The organism is Streptomyces sp. NBC_00647, assembly GCF_045207245.1.
Classification (GTDB): Bacteria; Actinomycetota; Actinomycetes; order Streptomycetales; family Streptomycetaceae; genus Streptomyces.
Map to the genome: position 1 here is coordinate 8,871,492 of NZ_CP109040.1, position 15,949 is coordinate 8,887,440.

Below are 15,949 nucleotides of genomic sequence, written 5' to 3' on the forward strand. Positions count from 1 at the left end.
TTCATCGCAGGAACAGCCGCGGGTGCACGCCGACGCCCGGGAGTTTCCGCTCGCGTGGGCGCCGTGTGGTGCGGGAGTTGGCCGGATGTGTTCTGTGGGAAGCGTTGACTAGAAAGCGCTTACCGCTTACGTTCCCGTTCAGCAGCATGACCCGTGTGTGACATCTCGTATACGAGACATCAGATCTCCGAGCCGCACCACCTGGGCAAGTCGTCATCCATGAGCCGCGTTTCAGTCCGTACGCGTAATGCCGCACGCCACATGCTGTTCAGATCCAAGTACGTAGTTCGTGAACATGACCCACGGTCAACCCCGAAGGGACACTCCCGTATGCGTACTCGCCCCCCACGGAAGCACTCCTCACGCCTTGCCCTGGTGACGGCCGGGGCCGCCCTGGCCGTCACCGCGGCTCTCGTTCTGCCGCAGTCGGCCGGAGCCGCCGAGACCTCGCCGGTCGGCTTCGGCGCCGGTACCACCGGCGGCGGCAGCGCGACCGCCGTCACCGTCACGACGCTCGACGCCTTCAAGACCGCGGTCACCGGCAACTCGGCCAAGGTCGTCAAGGTCAACGGACTGATCTCGCTGAGCGGTCAGGTCGACATCGGCTCCAACACCACCGTCCTGGGTGTCGGTTCGGCGTCCGGGTTCACCGGCGGCGGACTGCGGCTGAAGAAGGTCACCAATGTCGTCGTCCGCAACCTGAACATCAGCAAGCCGGTCGCGCCCGCCGACGGCATCACCGTCCAGGCCTCGACGAAGGTGTGGATCGACCACAACGCCTTCTCGTCCGACCGTGACCACGGCAAGGACTACTACGACGGCCTGCTCGACATCACGCACGCCTCGGACTACGTCACCGTCTCCTGGAACACCTTCAAGGACCACTACAAGGGCTCGCTCGTCGGCCACAGCGACAGCAACTCCGGCGAGGACACCGGGCACCTGCGGGTGACGTATCACCACAACTGGTTCAACAACATCAACTCCCGCATCCCCAGCCTGCGTTTCGGCACCGGGCACTTCTACGACAACTACGTCGTCGGCGCGGAGAGCGCCGTGCACTCGCGTATGGGTGCCCAGATGCTCGTCGAGAACAACGTCTTCCGGAGCACGGCGGTCGCCGTCACCACCAACCGCGACAGCGACGTGGACGGCTACGCCAACCTCACCGGCAACGACCTCGGCGGAGCCGCCACCGAGATCTCGCAGGTCGGCACGTTCACCAAGCCGTCCTACAGCTACACCGCCGAGCCCGCCTCCACCGTCGTCGCCTCGGTGACGTCCGGTGCGGGCGCCGGAAAGCTCTGACCGCCCCCACGTCCGAGCGTCCCCACGCGACCACCCCCACCCACCCCCACCTGGAAGAAGGCATCGGGACATGACGTCATCAGCAGGCCCCCGCGCCCGGCGGCGCGCCCTCACCGGCACCCTCGCCGCGCTCGGCCTCTCGGCCGCCATGGTGATGGCCGACGGCGCTCTGACGCCGGCGAGCGCCGCCACCTGGCCCACAGCGAACGGCAGTCAGGCCGTCTCCTCCACCATCTCGGTCTCTGGCACCAAGGACTACGGGATGAAGCGCCTGTACGGCACCGGTGACCTGGGCTCGGACAGCCAGGACGAGGACCAGGGGCCGATCCTGGAACTGGCCGCAGGCACCGTACTGAAGAACGTCATCATCGGCGCGCCCGCCGCCGACGGCATCCACTGTCTGGGCAGCTGCACGCTGCAGAACGTCTGGTGGGAGGACGTCGGCGAGGACGCGGCGACGTTCCTCGGCTCCTCGTCGTCCAACGTCTACACCGTCAGCGGCGGTGGCGCGAAGGCGGCCAGCGACAAGGTGTTCCAGTTCAACGGCGCCGGAACCCTGAACGTGTCGAACTTCGCGGTGCAGACCTTCGGCACCTTCGTCCGGTCCTGCGGCAACTGCAAGACGCAGTACAAGCGGACGATCAACCTCAGTGCCATCGAGGCGACCTACAAGGGAAGCAAGCTCGTCGGCATCAACACCAACTACGGCGACAGCGCGACCCTCAAGTCAATCAAGATCATCGGAGACAGCAGCAAGAAGATCGTCCCCTGCCAGAAGTACATCGGCAACAACACCGGGGCGGAGCCGTCGACGAACGGCAGCGGTCCCGACGGCACCTACTGCAAGTACGCGACGTCCGACATCACCTACGGCTGACGCCCGTCGCAGGACGGCTGAACGGACCGGTCCCGCACGCCGGTTCGTTCAGCCGCGCACGGCTGTACCGGACGGCGGCTCGCGGTGCGGACCGTCTGGCGTGCTCAGTTCCAGCCGCCGTACGAGCCGTCGACGAGCTGGAACACCGGCTGCCGGCGCACCGGGTCCTGGGCGGTGGAGAGCTGGACGCGGTCACCGCTGTGGATGGTGGCGGGCGAGCCCATGACGCGGCCGCGGACCGTGAATCCCTCCGTCATCTCGATGAGGGAGACGTTGCGGGCCGCCGGGGTGTTGCGGTGGATCACCGTGGAGTGGCGCACGACGCCCGTGCCCGCGCTGGCCTCGGTCCGCAGGTCGCTGCCGGCGCACACGGGGCACAGGAGACGGTTGTACATGGCGGTGGCGCACCAGCGGCACCGCTGGAAGAGCAGGACGTCCCCGGGGTGCTCCTCCGAAACGGTGTCGAGCACGTCCGGCGCGGAGCCGATGCCCGGGTGAAGGGCGATTCCTGGGTGGTACACGATGTCATCTCCCTGCGCTCGGCCGGAATCCGATGTGCGCGGATCGCCGTGCACGACCACAGGTTATGGCACTGAGTGCCACCCGTAAAGACACTCCGTACCCTCAAAATAAAAGGCGAGCACGGGAGGCCGGCCCGGTCCGCGCTCAGTCCCGCCCGAAGGCCGACTCGATCTCCTGGACCACACGCCACATCGGCGCCCCGCGTCGCGAGACGACGACCACCACGTCCTCCGGCCCCTCGTCCACGGGTTCGCCGGGCGAGGAGCCGAACGCCTTCTGCACGTACCCGAGCGCGTGGTCGACCGCCTCCGCGGCGTCCCCCTTCCCGTCCGAACGCAGCCAGGAGCGCAGGGCGTTGTTGTGCGCGGCGACCACCGCCGCGGCGACGACGTCGGCGCGCAACGTGTCCGCGCGCGGACCGGTGGAGCGCCCGCGCAGGTATTCGGCGAGGGCGCGCTCGTAGCGCCAGACCACCGACAGCTCGTACGCGCGCAGGCCGGGGACCTTTCTGGTGAGGCGGTAGCGCTGGACGGAGAACGTCGGGTTCTCGGCGTACATGCGCAGGACGAGCCGGGCGGCGTCGCAGACGCGCTGCACCGGGTCGTCCGCGCCGGCCTCCTCGCTCAGGAACGCCGTCATGTCCGCCAGGCAGCGCTCGTGGTCGGGGAAGACCACGTCCTCCTTGGAGGGGAAGTAGCGGAAGAACGAACGGCGGCCGACCCCGGCGAGCGCCACGATGTCGTCGACCGTGGTCGCCTCGTAGCCGCGCTCCAGGAAGAGCTGGAAGGCGGCACTCACCAGGGCGTCCCGCATCGGCGGTTTGACGGCGGTCGCGTCGGCGGGCTCGCGGCGCCCCGGTGCCTCGTTCATGGTCGGAAAAGTAGCACCGAAACGGACACGATGGCACTCGGTGCGCACCTGGCAGGGAACTGAGTGCCTTCGAGGTTCTGCTGGGGAACAGCACGCCTCGAACCGATGAGTCGCACGCGCCCGAACGCCCGCGCTGTGTGTCCCTTCTGCCGCACCGGGCTCACCGAACCGTCCTCACCGAACCGTCCTCACCGCACCGTCCTCACCGCACCGTCCTCGCCGCACCGGCCGCGTGGCCTCCCGGCCGGTCGCGCGTCGGCCGGATCGCCGGTCTCGGAGCAGAGGATTCCTCATGTGGCGGTTTGTGTTCACTCGTGAAGTCCTCGCGTATGAAGTGAAGTTGACAGTCCGTAGGTGGTGATCGACTATGTGGTCGAGCTGTGGCCCCCGTGACCAAGGGGTCCAGTGTTCTTCGACCACCTATCCCCGGGACGGCCCCCGGCTGCCGAGTGCTGCCCGCCGCCGTCGACCGGGTCTCGCATCATCAGGATGGGATCCACATGTCCATAGCGAGACGCGTCACCCTTCGCTGCCTGCTGGGGACGGGCGCGGCGGCGTTCGCCCTCTGCGCGGTCTCCACGACCGCTTCGGCGACCGACAAGCCCGGCGGTGACGGGTGGGACAAGACGGGCAGCGGATTCGCCCCCGGGCAGGGGGCGGGTACGGCGACCGCGACCGACCGCTGCCAGTTCTCCCTGGACGGAACGCACTTCTACGACTCCGTCCGGGTCGACGACGAGAACCTGAAGCCGACCGACGACGGCAAGGTCCACATCAAGGTCAGGGCCGCGGACGACGCCGGCAGCTGCACCGCCTCGCTGGCCGCGTACCGTACGCACGGTGCCACCTTCAAGACGTCCGGAGTCCAGGTCTTCCACGACTTCGACACCGTCTCGGTGAAGCCGGGGGCGACGGACTCCCTCGACATCTCGGTGCCCGACGCCGGCTGCTTCGCGCAGATCGACCTCTACCGCGGCGCCGTCAAGTTCGACGGCAAGCACGACGCCCAGGACGGCTTCGAGCACGGTGACCTTCCGGCGGGGCCGGACCACGCGGTCATCAAGGACAAGCTCATCATGGCGTGGAACGGAGGGAAGAAGGACTGCACCGCGCAGCCGACCACCCCCGAGACCCCGCCGGCCTCGACGCCGCCCGCGGAGACGCCGGGTACCCCGGCCTCTTCGGCGCCGGCGACTCCGGCGACGCCTTCGGCTCCCGAGACGTCCGCGACCCCGTCCGCCCCCGGGTCGTCCACGCCGGCCGCCCCCACGCCGAACGGCGGTGGGTCGACCCCGTCGGGCGACCTCGCCGAGACCGGCGGCGGCAGCACCCTGCCGATCGCGGGCGCGGCCGTGGCCGTCCTCGCGGCCGGTGCCGCGATCACCGTCGCCACCCGCCGTCGGCGCGCGACGGGCACCCGTTCCTGACGCACCACGTCATCGCGTCCCGATGACCCCGTGACGAGCCCCGGCATGCGTTTCCCGCGCGCGTGCCGGGGCTCGTCCGCGCGCGGCGACGCTTCGGCGGGGCCTCGGAGGCGGCGGCCGGCTTCCGGGTCCGACGGGCGGAGCGCGGGAGCGACCGGCCGTCACGGTCCTCGGCCCGGACGGTCAGCGGTCGTTGCAGGTCGCCGAAAGAGTCTCGTCGCCCGGGACGTGCCCGTTCATGTGGGCCTGGAGAGCGACACTCACCAGGGTCAGCAGGAGGTCGATGTCCGAGTCGACCTCGAGATGGATGGTCACCCAGCGCGAGCCGGGCACCATGCGGATCGCGGTGGAGTCCTTGAGGTGGTCCTCGTAGCGCCGGATGGCCCGGTCCGTGAGGTGCAGGTCCACGTCGTGGTCCGAATGGAAGTGGACGATCTCGCACTGCGCCGCGCACAGTGCGCGTCCCGTGCCGCAACTCGGCAGGGACTCCGCGAGGTCCGGCCAGTTCGCCAGTCGCGTCATGGCTCTGGAGGCCAAGGTCATGCGCCCATCATGACGAGCTCATGTCTCGGCCACCAGGAGTTGAGGCAGACGTAATCCGGCGGTGGCCCCGTAATGTCCGGTTATCGCCTCGAAATTGACGACGCTTCGTGTCGATGACCGCTCCAGGACAGCGGAGAGTGGCCCTGGACTCCATGTTCGGGGCCACTTCCGACGCCGGGAGGAGGTCCGGATCAAGCCATCCAGAAGAAGACGGCGGTCATCCGTCTGTCCTCCATGGTGTCCCCGCAGTAGTCGGTGGCGCTGTGGATCAGGTTGGCGTTGTAGAGGAGCAGCCGGTTGTAGCGGTGGGGGACGCGGATGTCCTCGACGAAGGAGTCGGGTGGGACGAAGCGTGTGCCCAGGGCCTCGACCAGGTTGTTGTGCGGCGCGGTGACGACGTTGCCGCCGAGCCGGCCGCCGGGCAGGCTCTGCCGGAAGAAGCTGGTTCCGCAGTCCTTGGTGACGTTCGGGTTCAGGTAGAGCACCGCGGCGTAGCGGCACAGGGCGCGGGAATCGGTGTGGGGGCGCGGTTCGCCCTCACCCTTGCCGACGACCTGGACGCAGTTGTGGTTGAGCGTGGCGCCCGAGGGCGTCGCCTGCTGCCACAGTTTCTGCGCGCCGGTCGCCGTCCTCACCAATCGCTCTACGCGCGTCAGTTCGTCGGGTTCGAGTCCGGGCATCGTCCGGAGGCCCGGCCAGCTCTCCGAGGTGTACGGATGGCCCTTGACCCAGTCGTCCTTGGCGACGCACCGGGCACGCACCGCATCCGCGTCGGGCAGCACGTTGTCGAAGACCCAGTAGTCCCGGTCGCGGGTGGGTTTCCGATAGGGGAGGACCGGCAGCGCCGGGGTTCTCGGAGGTTGTGGGGGCATGTGGCCGACGATATGGATGTATCCGTCAGTGATCTCCAGGGATTTGGTCAACCTTCCGCCAACTGGCTTTTGATTTGTCCATGTCGAACGGGCTCCGATGGTCGGCGGGGAGAGGCGGGGGAGGCGGTCGTCCTCGGCTCGATCGATCGTATTGAGCGAAATCGATCGATACGATGGTGGGGCGTAGAGTGACCACACGGGATCACCCTGCGCGTTTCTACGGGATCACGCTGCGCGTCGGCCCCTTGTTCGTCCGTCCGGAATGCCCCAGGGGGAGCCATGCGACTGCATGTCGATCAGCGTCATGAGCGGGTACTCGAACTGGTCCGGGAGCGCGGCAGCCTCCGGGTCGCCGATCTCGCGGCCGAACTCGGCGTCTCCGCGGTCACCTTGCGGCGTGACGTGGAGGCGCTCGCCGCCCAGGGCCGGGTGCAGCGGCTGCACGGCGCGGTGGTGTGGCCCGGCGACACCACCGCCGAGGAGCGGCCCCGCCCGGTCTCCGCCGAGGGTGCCGTGATCGGCATGATCGTGCCGACCACCAACTACATCTTCGCGGACATCGTCCGCGGGGCCCGCGAGGCCGTCGGGGAGCAGGGCGGACGCCTGGTCCTCGGGATGAGCGGATACGTCGACTCCGAGGACGCCGTCCAGGCGGAACACCTGATCGCGGGGGGCGCCGAAGGGCTGCTCGTCGCGCCCAGCTGGTTCGGCGGCGTGCCCGTGGACGGCCAGGAGAAGTGGCTCGTGGACTGCCCGGTCCCGACCGTCCTGGTCGAGCGGTCCGCGCCTGCCGGGAACCCCGCGGCGGGCCTCGACCGGGTGCGCACCGACCGGGCGCACGGGGCGGCCGTGGCGGTGGGGCACTTCGCCTCCCTCGGGCACCGGCGGCTCACCGCCGTGCTCCAGGAGGGCCCTCACGCCGCGCAGATCTCGTCGGGGTTCCTGGCGGCCGTGCGGTCGCTCGGCCTGGAGGTCGACCCCGGGGCGCCGTCGGTCCGTGAGCACGGGGACTACGAGGCGAGCATCGACTACCTGGTGGAGGCAGTGGAGAAGCGCGGTGTGACGGCGGCCCTCGTGCACAGCGACGAGGACGCGATCGTGCTGGTGCCCAAGCTCCAGGCGCGCGGCGTCGGTGTGCCCGGGGACCTCGCCCTGATCGCCTACGACGACGAGGTCGCCGGCCTCGCCGACGTCCCGCTGACCGCCATCGCCCCGCCCAAGCGCTCGGTGGGGGAGCTGGCCGCGAAGCTGCTGCTCCAGCGGCTCGCGGAGCGCGCGGGCGGCCGACGGCCGACGCCCCGGCAACACCTCGAACTCCTCCCCGAGTTGAGGGTCCGCTCGTCCTGCGGTGGTGAAACGATCGACAACTGAGCATGAGTCGATCGTTTTGATTGTCTTGGTCGAATGCTCTTGACTCTGATCGTGCGCGCACAAAGGATGTCCTGCATCCGCCTCTTCCCGTACGAGGTCTCGTAGGAGCCGTGCCATGTCGCGCACTTCACGTTCGTTCCGCATAGCCGCCACCGCCACCGTCGCAGCCCTCGGCCTGCTCGCCACCGCATGCGGTGGCGACGGCGGTTCCGCCGACACCGCGTCGGACGGCAAGCCGGTCACCATCAGCTACTGGACCTGGACGCTCGGGGCCAAGTCGACGGTCGAGGCGTTCAACAGGACCCACAAGGACATCAAGGTCCGGCTCACAGAGATCCCCAGCGGCACCGAGGGCTACAGCAAGATGGCCAACGCGGTGAAGGGCGGCAACGCGCCCGACGTGGCGACCGTCGAGTACCAGATGGTCCCGGAGTTCGCGAGCCAGGGAAACCTGATCGATCTGACCAAGTACGCGGGTGAAACGGTCAAGTCGAAGTTCCCCGACGCCGTCCAGAGCCTGGTCACCTTCGGCGGACGGACCTGGACCGTCCCGTACGACGTGGCGCCGCAGCTCTACTACTACCGGACCGACCTGTTCAAGAAGTACGGCATCGAAGTCCCCAAGACCTGGGACGACTTCAAGGCCGCCGCGGCGAAGGTCAAGAAGCAGGACAAGAACGCCCGGCTCGCCTCCATGCCGAAGTCCGACCCCGCGCTGCTGGCCGCCCTTGCCTGGCAGGCCGACGGCAAGTGGTTCACCACCGAGGGCGACGCCTGGAAGCCCGCCGTGAATGACGCCCCCAGCAAGAAGGTCGCCGCGTACTGGGACGGCCTCGTCAAGGACGACCTCGTGCAGTCGTACACCGCGTACAGCCCCGAGGAGACCAAGGCGCGCACCTCCGGGAGGACGCTCTCCTTCCTCGGTGCCTCCTGGTCCGCGGGCAGTCTCAAGGCCGCCATGCCCGATCTCTCCGGCAAGTGGGCCGCGGCCCCCCTCCCGAACTGGGGCAGCCCGGCCGCCGGCAACTACGGAGGCACCTCCTACGGCGTCCTCAAGGGCAGCGAACACGCCGAGCAGGCCGCCGAGTTCATCAAGTGGCTCACCACGGACAAGGCCGGTGTCGAGGCCCGGCTCGCCGACCTGGCGTCGCCCAGCAGCGCCCTTCCGGCCGACCCCGAGATGCGCGCGGTGGCGGCGGCGAAGTTCGACACCGCGTACCTGAACGGCCAGGACCTCTACAAGCTCGCCTCCGAGCAGGTCGACACGATCGTCCCCGGCTGGACCTGGGGACCGGACCAGCTCGACGTCTACACCGCCGTCCAGGACGCCACGGCCAAGTCCGGCTTCTCCGGCGGCGTCGAGGCCGGGCAGCAGAAGGCCGAGTCGGGGATCACCGAGCGCGGGCTGAAGCTCGCCGAGTGACCTGACGGGTCCGGCCGCACGCGCCAGGCGACGCGGCCGGACCCGGTCACGCGGCCCCCTTCCCCGCACTCTCCCCGAAGCGTCCAGCCCGCCAAGGAGCCCAACCGTGGCAGCACCCCTCGCCCCGGCCGTGAAGGCCCGGCACCCCTCCCCGGCGAAGCCCCCGGGCCCCTCGAAGCCCCCGGGCCCCTCGAAGCTCCGGCGTGGCCAGCGCCGGGCCGCCGCCCTCTTCGTCACCCCGTTCTTCGTCCTGTTCGCCGCGGTGATGGCGGCGCCCATCGCCTACGCCGTGTGGATGAGCCTGTTCCAGGAACGCTCCTCGGGACTCGGCTTCGGCGGCACGGAACGCGTCTTCTCCGGGCTCGGCAACTACACCGAGGCCCTGTCCGACGCGGGCTTCCGCGACTCCTTCGCCCACATCGCGCTCTACTGCGCCCTGTACATCCCGGTGATGATCGGCGGCTCGCTCGTCCTCGCGCTGCTGGTCGACTCCACGATGGCCCGCGCCAAGCGGTTCTTCCAGCTCGCGCTGTTCCTGCCGCACGCGATCCCGGGACTGATCGCCTCGATCGTCTGGATCTACCTCTACACCCCGGGGCTGAGCCCCGTGCTCGACGGGATCGGCGCCCTCGGCGGTTCCTGGGACTTCTACAGCGACGACCATGTGCTCTCCTCCATGGTCAACCTGTGCGCCTGGCAGTGGATCGGCTACAACACGGTCGTCTTCTACGCCGCGCTGCAGGCCGTTCCGCGCGAAACGATCGAAGCGGCCGTCGTCGACGGCGCGGGCGCCATCCGTACCGCCCTGCAGATCAAAGTGCCGCTGATCGCCTCCGCGGTCGTCATGACCGTCCTGTTCACCTGCGTCGGCGCCGTCCAGATCTTCACCGAACCCAAGCTGCTCAACCAGCGCGGAGCACCCTCCGTCGACACCGAGTGGTCACCGACCCTGTTCATCTGGAAGGCCGGCTTCGTCCAGCACGACTACGGACTCGCCGCCGCCGCGTCCCTGCTGCTGGCCCTGCTCGGCGTCGTCCTCTCCTTCATCGTCACCCGGCTCGGCAACCGGTGGAAGGCGGCCTCATGAGCACCCTCGCCGCCCACAACACCCGCCCGGCCCCGCCCCGGACCGACCCCGAGCCCGTCCCGAACACCCGCCGAGCCCCGTCCCGCGTGCTGCTCTCCAAGGGCGTCGTCAACGGACTGCTGACCGTCGCCGCCCTCTACACCCTGATGCCGGTGAGCTGGCTGATCGTCGCCGCCACCAAGAACGACCGCGACCTGTTCGCCACGTCCGGCTTCACCCTCGGCGACTTCAGCCTCCTCACCAACCTGCACCGCGTCTTCACCTTCAACGACGGCATCTATCTGCGCTGGTTCGGCAACAGCGTCCTGTACTCGGTCATCGGCTCGGCCGCCTCGACGTTCCTGTGCGTCGCCACCGGCTACGCCTTCGACAAGTACGACTTCAGGGGCAAGGAGAAGCTGTTCGCCGCGGTGCTCGGCGGCGTCCTCGTCCCGACCACCGTGATCCAGCTGCCGATGTATCTGCTCGCCACCGAGGTCGGCGTGGTGAACACCTACTGGGCGCTCCTGCTGCCCGCCCTGGTCAACCCGTTCGGTGTGTATCTGGCCCGCGTCTTCTCCGAGGGATACGTCCCGAACGAGGTCCTGGAGGCCGCCCGCGTCGACGGAGCCGGGGAGCTGCGCACCTTCGCGGGGATCGCGCTGCCGATGCTCGCGCCCGGCTTCATGACCATCTTCCTGTTCTCGTTCACCGCGAGCTGGAACAACTTCTTCGGAGCCCTGGTCATGCTGAACGACGAGAAGCTCTACCCCGTCAACCTCGGCCTGTTCATGTGGAACAGCGTCACGCAGCAACAGCCCGAGTACTACTCGCTCGTCATCACGGGCTCGCTCGTCGCCGTCGTCCCGCTGGTCGTCGCCTTCGTCTGCCTCCAGCGCTTCTGGCGCTCGGGCCTGACCGCGGGCGCGGTGAAGTGACCATGTCCGCACCGGAAGGCACCCTCCTGAACACCCCGGACCGGTCCGCCGGGGACCGGCGTCCGCGCACCGCCCTCGCCATGGGACGCGAGATCCACGGCTCCCTCGTCACCGAAGGCGCACTCGACCGACTCGCTCGCGTCGCGGCCGTCGACGCGTCCGCCCCCATCACCGACTTCGCCGCGGCCGACGCCACCGAACTGGCCGCGATCGAGGTGCTGTTCACCCACTGGGGCGCGCCGCCGCTCACCGAGGACGCGCTGAGCCGCATGCCGCGGCTGCGGGCCGTCGTCCACGCGGCCGGCTCCATCAAGCACCACATCACCGCGGCCGTCTGGAAACACGGCATCACCGTCTCCTCTGCCGCGGAGGCCAACGCGCTGCCGGTCGCCGAGTTCACCCTCGCCGCGATCCTGTTCGCGAACAAGCGCGTCCTGGACATCGCCCACGACTACGCCCTCACCCGTGAACAGCCGCCGCTGCTGCCGTACTTCACCGGATACGGCAACCACCGGCGCACGGTCGGCGTCATCGGTGCCTCCCGCGTCGGCCGCCGCCTCATCGAACTGCTCCGCCCCTTCGACCTGCACGTCCTGCTGCACGACCCCTACCTGGACCCGAGCGAGGCGCGAGCCCTGGGCGCGGAACCCGCGGACCTGGACGACCTCGTCCGGCGCAGCCACGTGGTGACCATCCACGCGCCCGAACTCCCGGAGACCCGGCACATGTTCGACGCGCACCGGCTGGCACTCCTGCGGGACGGAGCGACGCTCGTCAACACGGCGCGCGGCTCGCTCGTCGACACGGAGGCGCTGACCGCGTGTCTCGTCGCGGGACGGTTGCACGCCGTGCTCGACGTGACCGAACCGGAGGTACTGCCTCCCACGTCACCGCTCTACACCCTGCCCAACGTGCTGCTCACCCCGCACATCGCGGGTTCCCTAGGCAACGAGCTCGGCCGGATGACCGACTGGGCCGTCGACGAGGTGCAGCGTTATGCGCGAGGGCTCCCGTTCGCCTACGGCGTCGGCCCCGACCAGCTCACCCGATCGGCCTGAACGCGATCTCCGCGTGCCCGCCGCGCCCCGCGGTCCGAGTCCACCCCACCGAAGGGATCGCACCATGCCCGACTCCGCCGCCCGTCGCGTCCTGGTCGTCGGCATCGACGGCGTACGACTGGACACACTGAGCCGTCTGCCCACCCCGCACCTGGACGCCCTCGCGGCGGAGGGCTTTCTGACGCCGGTCGAGGTCGACGACCGCACCCCCACCATGTCCGGCCCGTGCTGGGCGACGATCGTCACCGGCGTCGGCGTCGACAAGCACGGGGTGTGGAGCAACGACTTCGGGGGCCACCGGCTCGACGTGTTCCCCGACTTCGCCACCAGGCTGGCGCGGCAGTGCGGCCTCCGGACCTTCGTCGCGGCCGGCTGGCGGCCGCTCCTGCAGATCGACGACGGCGGCCCGCTCTTCCGCGCCCCGTCCAGGGCCGCGTTCGTCTCCCCGACGCAGGACACCCCCGAGGCCTGGGAGCGCTGCGACGAACGGATCACCGCCGAGGCGGTACGCGTGCTCGCGGACGACGACGTCGACGCGTCCTTCGTCTACCTCGGGGCGCCCGACGAGACCGCGCACCTCCTCGGCTGCGGGGACGCGTACGAGGGGTCGGTGCGGCGCGCCGACGAACGCGTCGGCCTGCTGCTCGACGCCGTGCGTTCCCGGCCCTCGTACGACCGGGAGCGGTGGACGTTCCTGGCCGTGACCGATCACGGGCACGTCGACTCCGGTGGCCACGGCGGCCGTTCGCCGCAGGAACGCACCGCCTGGCTGATCGCGGCAGGTCCGGGCGTCGGGGCCGCACCCGAGAGGGTCCGTCATGTCGACGTCGCCGCCCAGGTGTTCGCCTCGCTGGGCCGTGACGCCGACCGGCACTGGACCCTCGACGGCCGGGCCTTCGCGGCCGTCGGGACCCCGGGTCTCAGGGCGTCGGAGGGGGCGCCCGGAGACCCGCACGCTCGGTCCGCGACTGCCGACGCGCCCTGAGCGCACCCGAGTTCGTGTCGTCGGCCCGGGGGCGCGACGGTCAGCCCAGCTTGACGGTGATCTTCTGGGTGACGCCCGCGGTGGCACTGAGATCGCCGAAGGTCAGGGTGAGGGCGGAGCCGGTGGTGGCCGAGGCGACGGTGGGCGGCTTCGAGGTCACCGAGGCGACCGCCCTGTTCCAGGTGAGGGTGAGCCCGGTCTGCATGCGCATCGGGTCGCTCACGCACAGGACCGCGGTCCCGTCGCTCTTCTCGGTGATCATCACGGAGCACGGACCGCTCGCGGTGAGGGTTCCCACGGTGCCGCCGAACCAGAAGGTGACACCGGTGAATCCGAGCGAGGGGACGCTGACGCCCTGCTGGTCGTCGGTGTTGGCGAGGACCGTCAGCCAGGTCGTGGCCGCGGCCCGGGCCTGCGTCTGGGCCGCGGTCGCGCCCGGCATGAGCACATAGGCGTACGTGGCGTCGGCGGGAGCGGTGCCGTGATCGACGTACAGGGTCAGGTACTTGCGGTTCACGACGGCTGTCGCACCGCCCTTGTTGATGTCGCTCCACCTGCCGTCCCGGGCCTCGCGCAGCGCCTTGACGGTCGCGCCGCCGGGGAAGACGTAGCCGCCGTGGCCGCCGATGTGCGCCCACCGCGCGGCGGTGAGCGTCTCCGACCAGGGATGGACGGCGGGCTTCACCGTGCCGTCCACGGTGAGGGGGGAGTTGCCGGTCGGCCCGAGGTTGCGGTTCTCGACCGTCGACTCCACGGCCGCCGCGTCCGTGCACGTGATGCCGGCGCCCAGACAGATGATCGAGTCGTCCAGGCAGAACCACGACTTCTTGGCCAGCAGCGTGCTCTGCAGTCCCTTGAGGTACTGGCCGATCGCGGCACGCTGTCCGTCCGTGCTGCCGCCCACCCAGTTCACGTCCGGCAGGGACGCGCCCCAGTCGCCGCCCGCGCCGTCCGCGAGCACCTTGCGGGAGGCGGTGACACCGGGCAGCCGGTACGGGTCGACCGTGGGCCAGAAGGCGTCGCTGTACTGGCCGTTGGCGAAGGTGTCGCCCCACCAGTACAGCATTCCGGACCCGGTGTGCCAGCCGCGCAGGTTCTCGCCGTTGCCCGTCTCGTAGTAGGTGATCCGCCGGTCGGCCATGCTGATCGACGCGGCCCAGCCCGGTCGGCGGTGGGCGGCCCGGGACATGCTCGTGAACAGGCGGTGCCTGGTCGGCTCGGCGATCGCGGACACGGAGGTGTCGTCCAGAACTCCCTTCAGACGGGCGAGACTTGTCAGGCCGAGCGAGGGGTTGCTCATCGGCGGGCTGTAGTAGTCGCGCTGCGCCCAGCCCTTGACCAGGCCGCGCCAGCGCGCGTTCTCCGTGCTGCTCGCGCTCTGCCCCAGCAGCACGATCGAGGCGAGGATCGGATGGCCGCGCAGATGGTCGTCCTGCTGGATCCGCTGGGCGTCCGACGCGGAGACGCCCCGGCTGATCGCCCGCCCGGACACGCCGTCCATGACCAGACCGTTGTGGAGGAACGGCGCCCAGGCACTCTCCACCGCGTCGAAGACGATCTGGCGGCCGGCGTCGGTGACCGCCCAGGTGGACCCGGTCAGGAGTGCGAAGAGCATCCCGAGGCCGCCGAGCATCACCGAGCCGTACGAACCGGTGTAGGGGACCGTGGTGTGCTGGATGAACGATCCGTCCGTGTACAGCCCGTCCCCGCTGTTCACGTAGGGGAAGACGGGCGAGAGGGCGTCCCGGGCCAGTGCGATCTTCGCGGCGTCCGAGCCGACGATCCCGCGCAGCGCCAGTACGCGGCACAGGTCGACCCGGTTGGCGCCCGTGCTCGTACCGCTGTAGCTCGAGACGGCCGAGTCCGGCACGAAGTGGTCCACTGCGGCGAGGTAGCCGGTGATCCGCGTCGCCGGCAACTGGTCGTACATGACCACGCACACGTCGAGCAGCGCCTGCGGTGCGCCGATCTGCCAGCTGTACCAGTTGCCGTAGCGGGCCTGGTTCTCGTTGTAGACCTCGGAGTGGAGGTGCTCGAGACCGGTGAGGATGTCGTCCCGCAGACCGCTGTCGCCGGTCAGGCCCGTGCCCGGCTGGGCGTATGCCTGGGCGAGGGTGCTCAGCCGGCTGTAGCTGGAGTTCATGTTTCCGGAGTAGCCGTAGGACTCCTGGTCGGTGTCGGGCTCCGGATCGGCGTAGACCAGGTCGGGCCAGAGCGAGCCGGACGCCGGCGCCATCGTGGACCGCAGCGAGCCGGCCGTGCTGCCGAGGTCGGCCAGCCGGCTCTTGAAGGGGTCGGCGGTCGGGCTGAACCCCTCGCCGAGAATCAGCGTGCGCCACTTGGCGCGCAGCGTCGCGAACTCGTCCACGGCCGTGCCGGACTCCTCGGCTTCGAAGCTCATGGGGGAAGTGGGTGGAGCGAGGGGAGTGGGGGGAGTGGGGGGAGTGGGGGAGGTGGGGGGAGCGGCGTCGGCGGAGCTGTGCGCCCCGAGTCCGAGCGCGGTGCCGCCGCTTGCGGCCAGAAAACCACGGCGTGACCAACGAGTCGTCATGACGGCGGTTTCTAGCACGCCGACGTTCAAACGCTCAATAAGACTTACCGAATTGAGCGTATCGATCGTTTCCGGGATGGATGGCGTGCTGAACGTCCGAGCCCGGCCCCGCGTATCACTTCACACGGACGGCGGGAG

13 protein-coding genes and 1 pseudogene are annotated in these 15,949 nt (G+C 69.7%); 9 read left to right on the plus strand and 5 right to left on the minus strand.

Translation table 11 applies throughout. The annotated features are described in order from the left end of the window. Positions 1-330 precede the first annotated feature (330 nt). Both OG788_RS38895 and OG788_RS38900 read left to right on the plus strand, forming a co-directional pair. Positions 331-1,308, plus strand: a complete 978-nt coding sequence (locus tag OG788_RS38895) for a polysaccharide lyase family 1 protein (protein ID WP_406375659.1) — start codon at positions 331-333, stop codon at positions 1,306-1,308. A 70-nt stretch (positions 1,309-1,378) separates the two neighbouring features. After that, on the plus strand, positions 1,379-2,185 hold the full coding sequence (locus OG788_RS38900; protein ID WP_406375660.1) for a pectate lyase: 807 nt from the start codon (positions 1,379-1,381) through the stop codon (positions 2,183-2,185). A gap of 104 nt (positions 2,186-2,289) precedes the next feature. Here OG788_RS38900 and OG788_RS38905 read toward each other — a convergent pair whose 3' ends face one another. Together OG788_RS38905 and OG788_RS38910 are read right to left on the minus strand one after the other, a co-directional pair. Further along, positions 2,290-2,709 (minus strand): Zn-ribbon domain-containing OB-fold protein, encoded by a 420-nt coding sequence (locus tag OG788_RS38905; protein WP_406376965.1) that lies wholly within the window; start codon positions 2,707-2,709, stop codon positions 2,290-2,292. A 142-nt stretch (positions 2,710-2,851) separates the two neighbouring features. Beyond that, on the minus strand, positions 2,852-3,577 hold the full coding sequence (locus tag OG788_RS38910; protein ID WP_406375661.1) for a TetR family transcriptional regulator: 726 nt from the start codon (positions 3,575-3,577) through the stop codon (positions 2,852-2,854). 500 nt (positions 3,578-4,077) lie between these two features. Between OG788_RS38910 and OG788_RS38915 the strand changes: the two genes are divergently transcribed. After that, entirely contained in the window at positions 4,078-5,004 is a 927-nt protein-coding gene (locus tag OG788_RS38915) for an LAETG motif-containing sortase-dependent surface protein (protein ID WP_406375662.1), read from the plus strand. A gap of 183 nt (positions 5,005-5,187) precedes the next feature. Here OG788_RS38915 and OG788_RS38920 read toward each other — a convergent pair whose 3' ends face one another. Further along, a complete protein-coding gene (locus OG788_RS38920) occupies positions 5,188-5,547 on the minus strand; it encodes a luciferase family protein (RefSeq protein WP_266764422.1) in 360 nt (119 codons plus the stop codon). 191 nt (positions 5,548-5,738) lie between these two features. Further along, positions 5,739-6,419, minus strand: coding sequence for a DUF6445 family protein (locus OG788_RS38925; protein ID WP_406375663.1), 681 nt, complete (start codon positions 6,417-6,419; stop codon positions 5,739-5,741). A gap of 279 nt (positions 6,420-6,698) precedes the next feature. On the opposite strand from OG788_RS38925, the gene OG788_RS38930 reads away from it, so the two are divergent. The 6 genes and pseudogenes from OG788_RS38930 to OG788_RS38955 form a co-directional block, all read left to right on the plus strand. Next, a complete protein-coding gene (locus tag OG788_RS38930; protein ID WP_406375664.1) occupies positions 6,699-7,790 on the plus strand; it encodes a substrate-binding domain-containing protein in 1,092 nt (363 codons plus the stop codon). 115 nt (positions 7,791-7,905) lie between these two features. Further along, positions 7,906-9,213, plus strand: coding sequence for an ABC transporter substrate-binding protein (locus OG788_RS38935; RefSeq protein WP_406375666.1), 1,308 nt, complete (start codon positions 7,906-7,908; stop codon positions 9,211-9,213). A 106-nt stretch (positions 9,214-9,319) separates the two neighbouring features. Further along, positions 9,320-10,300 (plus strand): carbohydrate ABC transporter permease, encoded by a 981-nt coding sequence (locus OG788_RS38940; protein ID WP_406375667.1) that lies wholly within the window; start codon positions 9,320-9,322, stop codon positions 10,298-10,300. After that, entirely contained in the window at positions 10,297-11,217 is a 921-nt protein-coding gene (locus tag OG788_RS38945) for a carbohydrate ABC transporter permease (protein WP_406375668.1), read from the plus strand. The genes OG788_RS38940 and OG788_RS38945 overlap by 4 nt, the downstream gene beginning before the upstream one ends. A 2-nt stretch (positions 11,218-11,219) precedes the next feature. Further along, complete coding sequence (locus tag OG788_RS38950; protein WP_406375669.1) at positions 11,220-12,275, plus strand: hydroxyacid dehydrogenase; 1,056 nt, start codon at positions 11,220-11,222, stop codon at positions 12,273-12,275. A 64-nt stretch (positions 12,276-12,339) separates the two neighbouring features. Beyond that, positions 12,340-13,170 (plus strand): annotated as a pseudogene (locus OG788_RS38955) (alkaline phosphatase family protein); the annotation flags it as partial. 130 nt (positions 13,171-13,300) lie between these two features. On the opposite strand, the gene OG788_RS38960 reads toward OG788_RS38955, so the two are convergent. Next, complete coding sequence (locus OG788_RS38960) at positions 13,301-15,811, minus strand: polysaccharide lyase 8 family protein (protein WP_406375670.1); 2,511 nt, start codon at positions 15,809-15,811, stop codon at positions 13,301-13,303. Positions 15,812-15,949: the final 138 nt, after the last annotated feature.

Excerpts from the sequence above, each read along its gene's own strand:
- OG788_RS38920 (WP_266764422.1), bottom strand. The coding sequence starts at position 5,547 with ATGACCTTGGCCTCCAGAGCCATGACGCGACTGGCGAACTGGCCGGAC.
- OG788_RS38900 (WP_406375660.1), top strand. The coding sequence starts at position 1,379 with ATGACGTCATCAGCAGGCCCCCGCGCCCGGCGGCGCGCCCTCACCGGC.
- OG788_RS38950 (WP_406375669.1), top strand. The coding sequence starts at position 11,220 with ATGTCCGCACCGGAAGGCACCCTCCTGAACACCCCGGACCGGTCCGCC.
- OG788_RS38960 (WP_406375670.1), bottom strand. The coding sequence starts at position 15,811 with ATGACGACTCGTTGGTCACGCCGTGGTTTTCTGGCCGCAAGCGGCGGC.
- OG788_RS38930 (WP_406375664.1), top strand. The coding sequence starts at position 6,699 with ATGCGACTGCATGTCGATCAGCGTCATGAGCGGGTACTCGAACTGGTC.
- OG788_RS38925 (WP_406375663.1), bottom strand. The coding sequence starts at position 6,419 with ATGCCCCCACAACCTCCGAGAACCCCGGCGCTGCCGGTCCTCCCCTAT.
- OG788_RS38895 (WP_406375659.1), top strand. The coding sequence starts at position 331 with ATGCGTACTCGCCCCCCACGGAAGCACTCCTCACGCCTTGCCCTGGTG.
- OG788_RS38935 (WP_406375666.1), top strand. The coding sequence starts at position 7,906 with ATGTCGCGCACTTCACGTTCGTTCCGCATAGCCGCCACCGCCACCGTC.
- OG788_RS38945 (WP_406375668.1), top strand. The coding sequence starts at position 10,297 with ATGAGCACCCTCGCCGCCCACAACACCCGCCCGGCCCCGCCCCGGACC.
- OG788_RS38915 (WP_406375662.1), top strand. The coding sequence starts at position 4,078 with ATGTCCATAGCGAGACGCGTCACCCTTCGCTGCCTGCTGGGGACGGGC.
- OG788_RS38910 (WP_406375661.1), bottom strand. The coding sequence starts at position 3,577 with ATGAACGAGGCACCGGGGCGCCGCGAGCCCGCCGACGCGACCGCCGTC.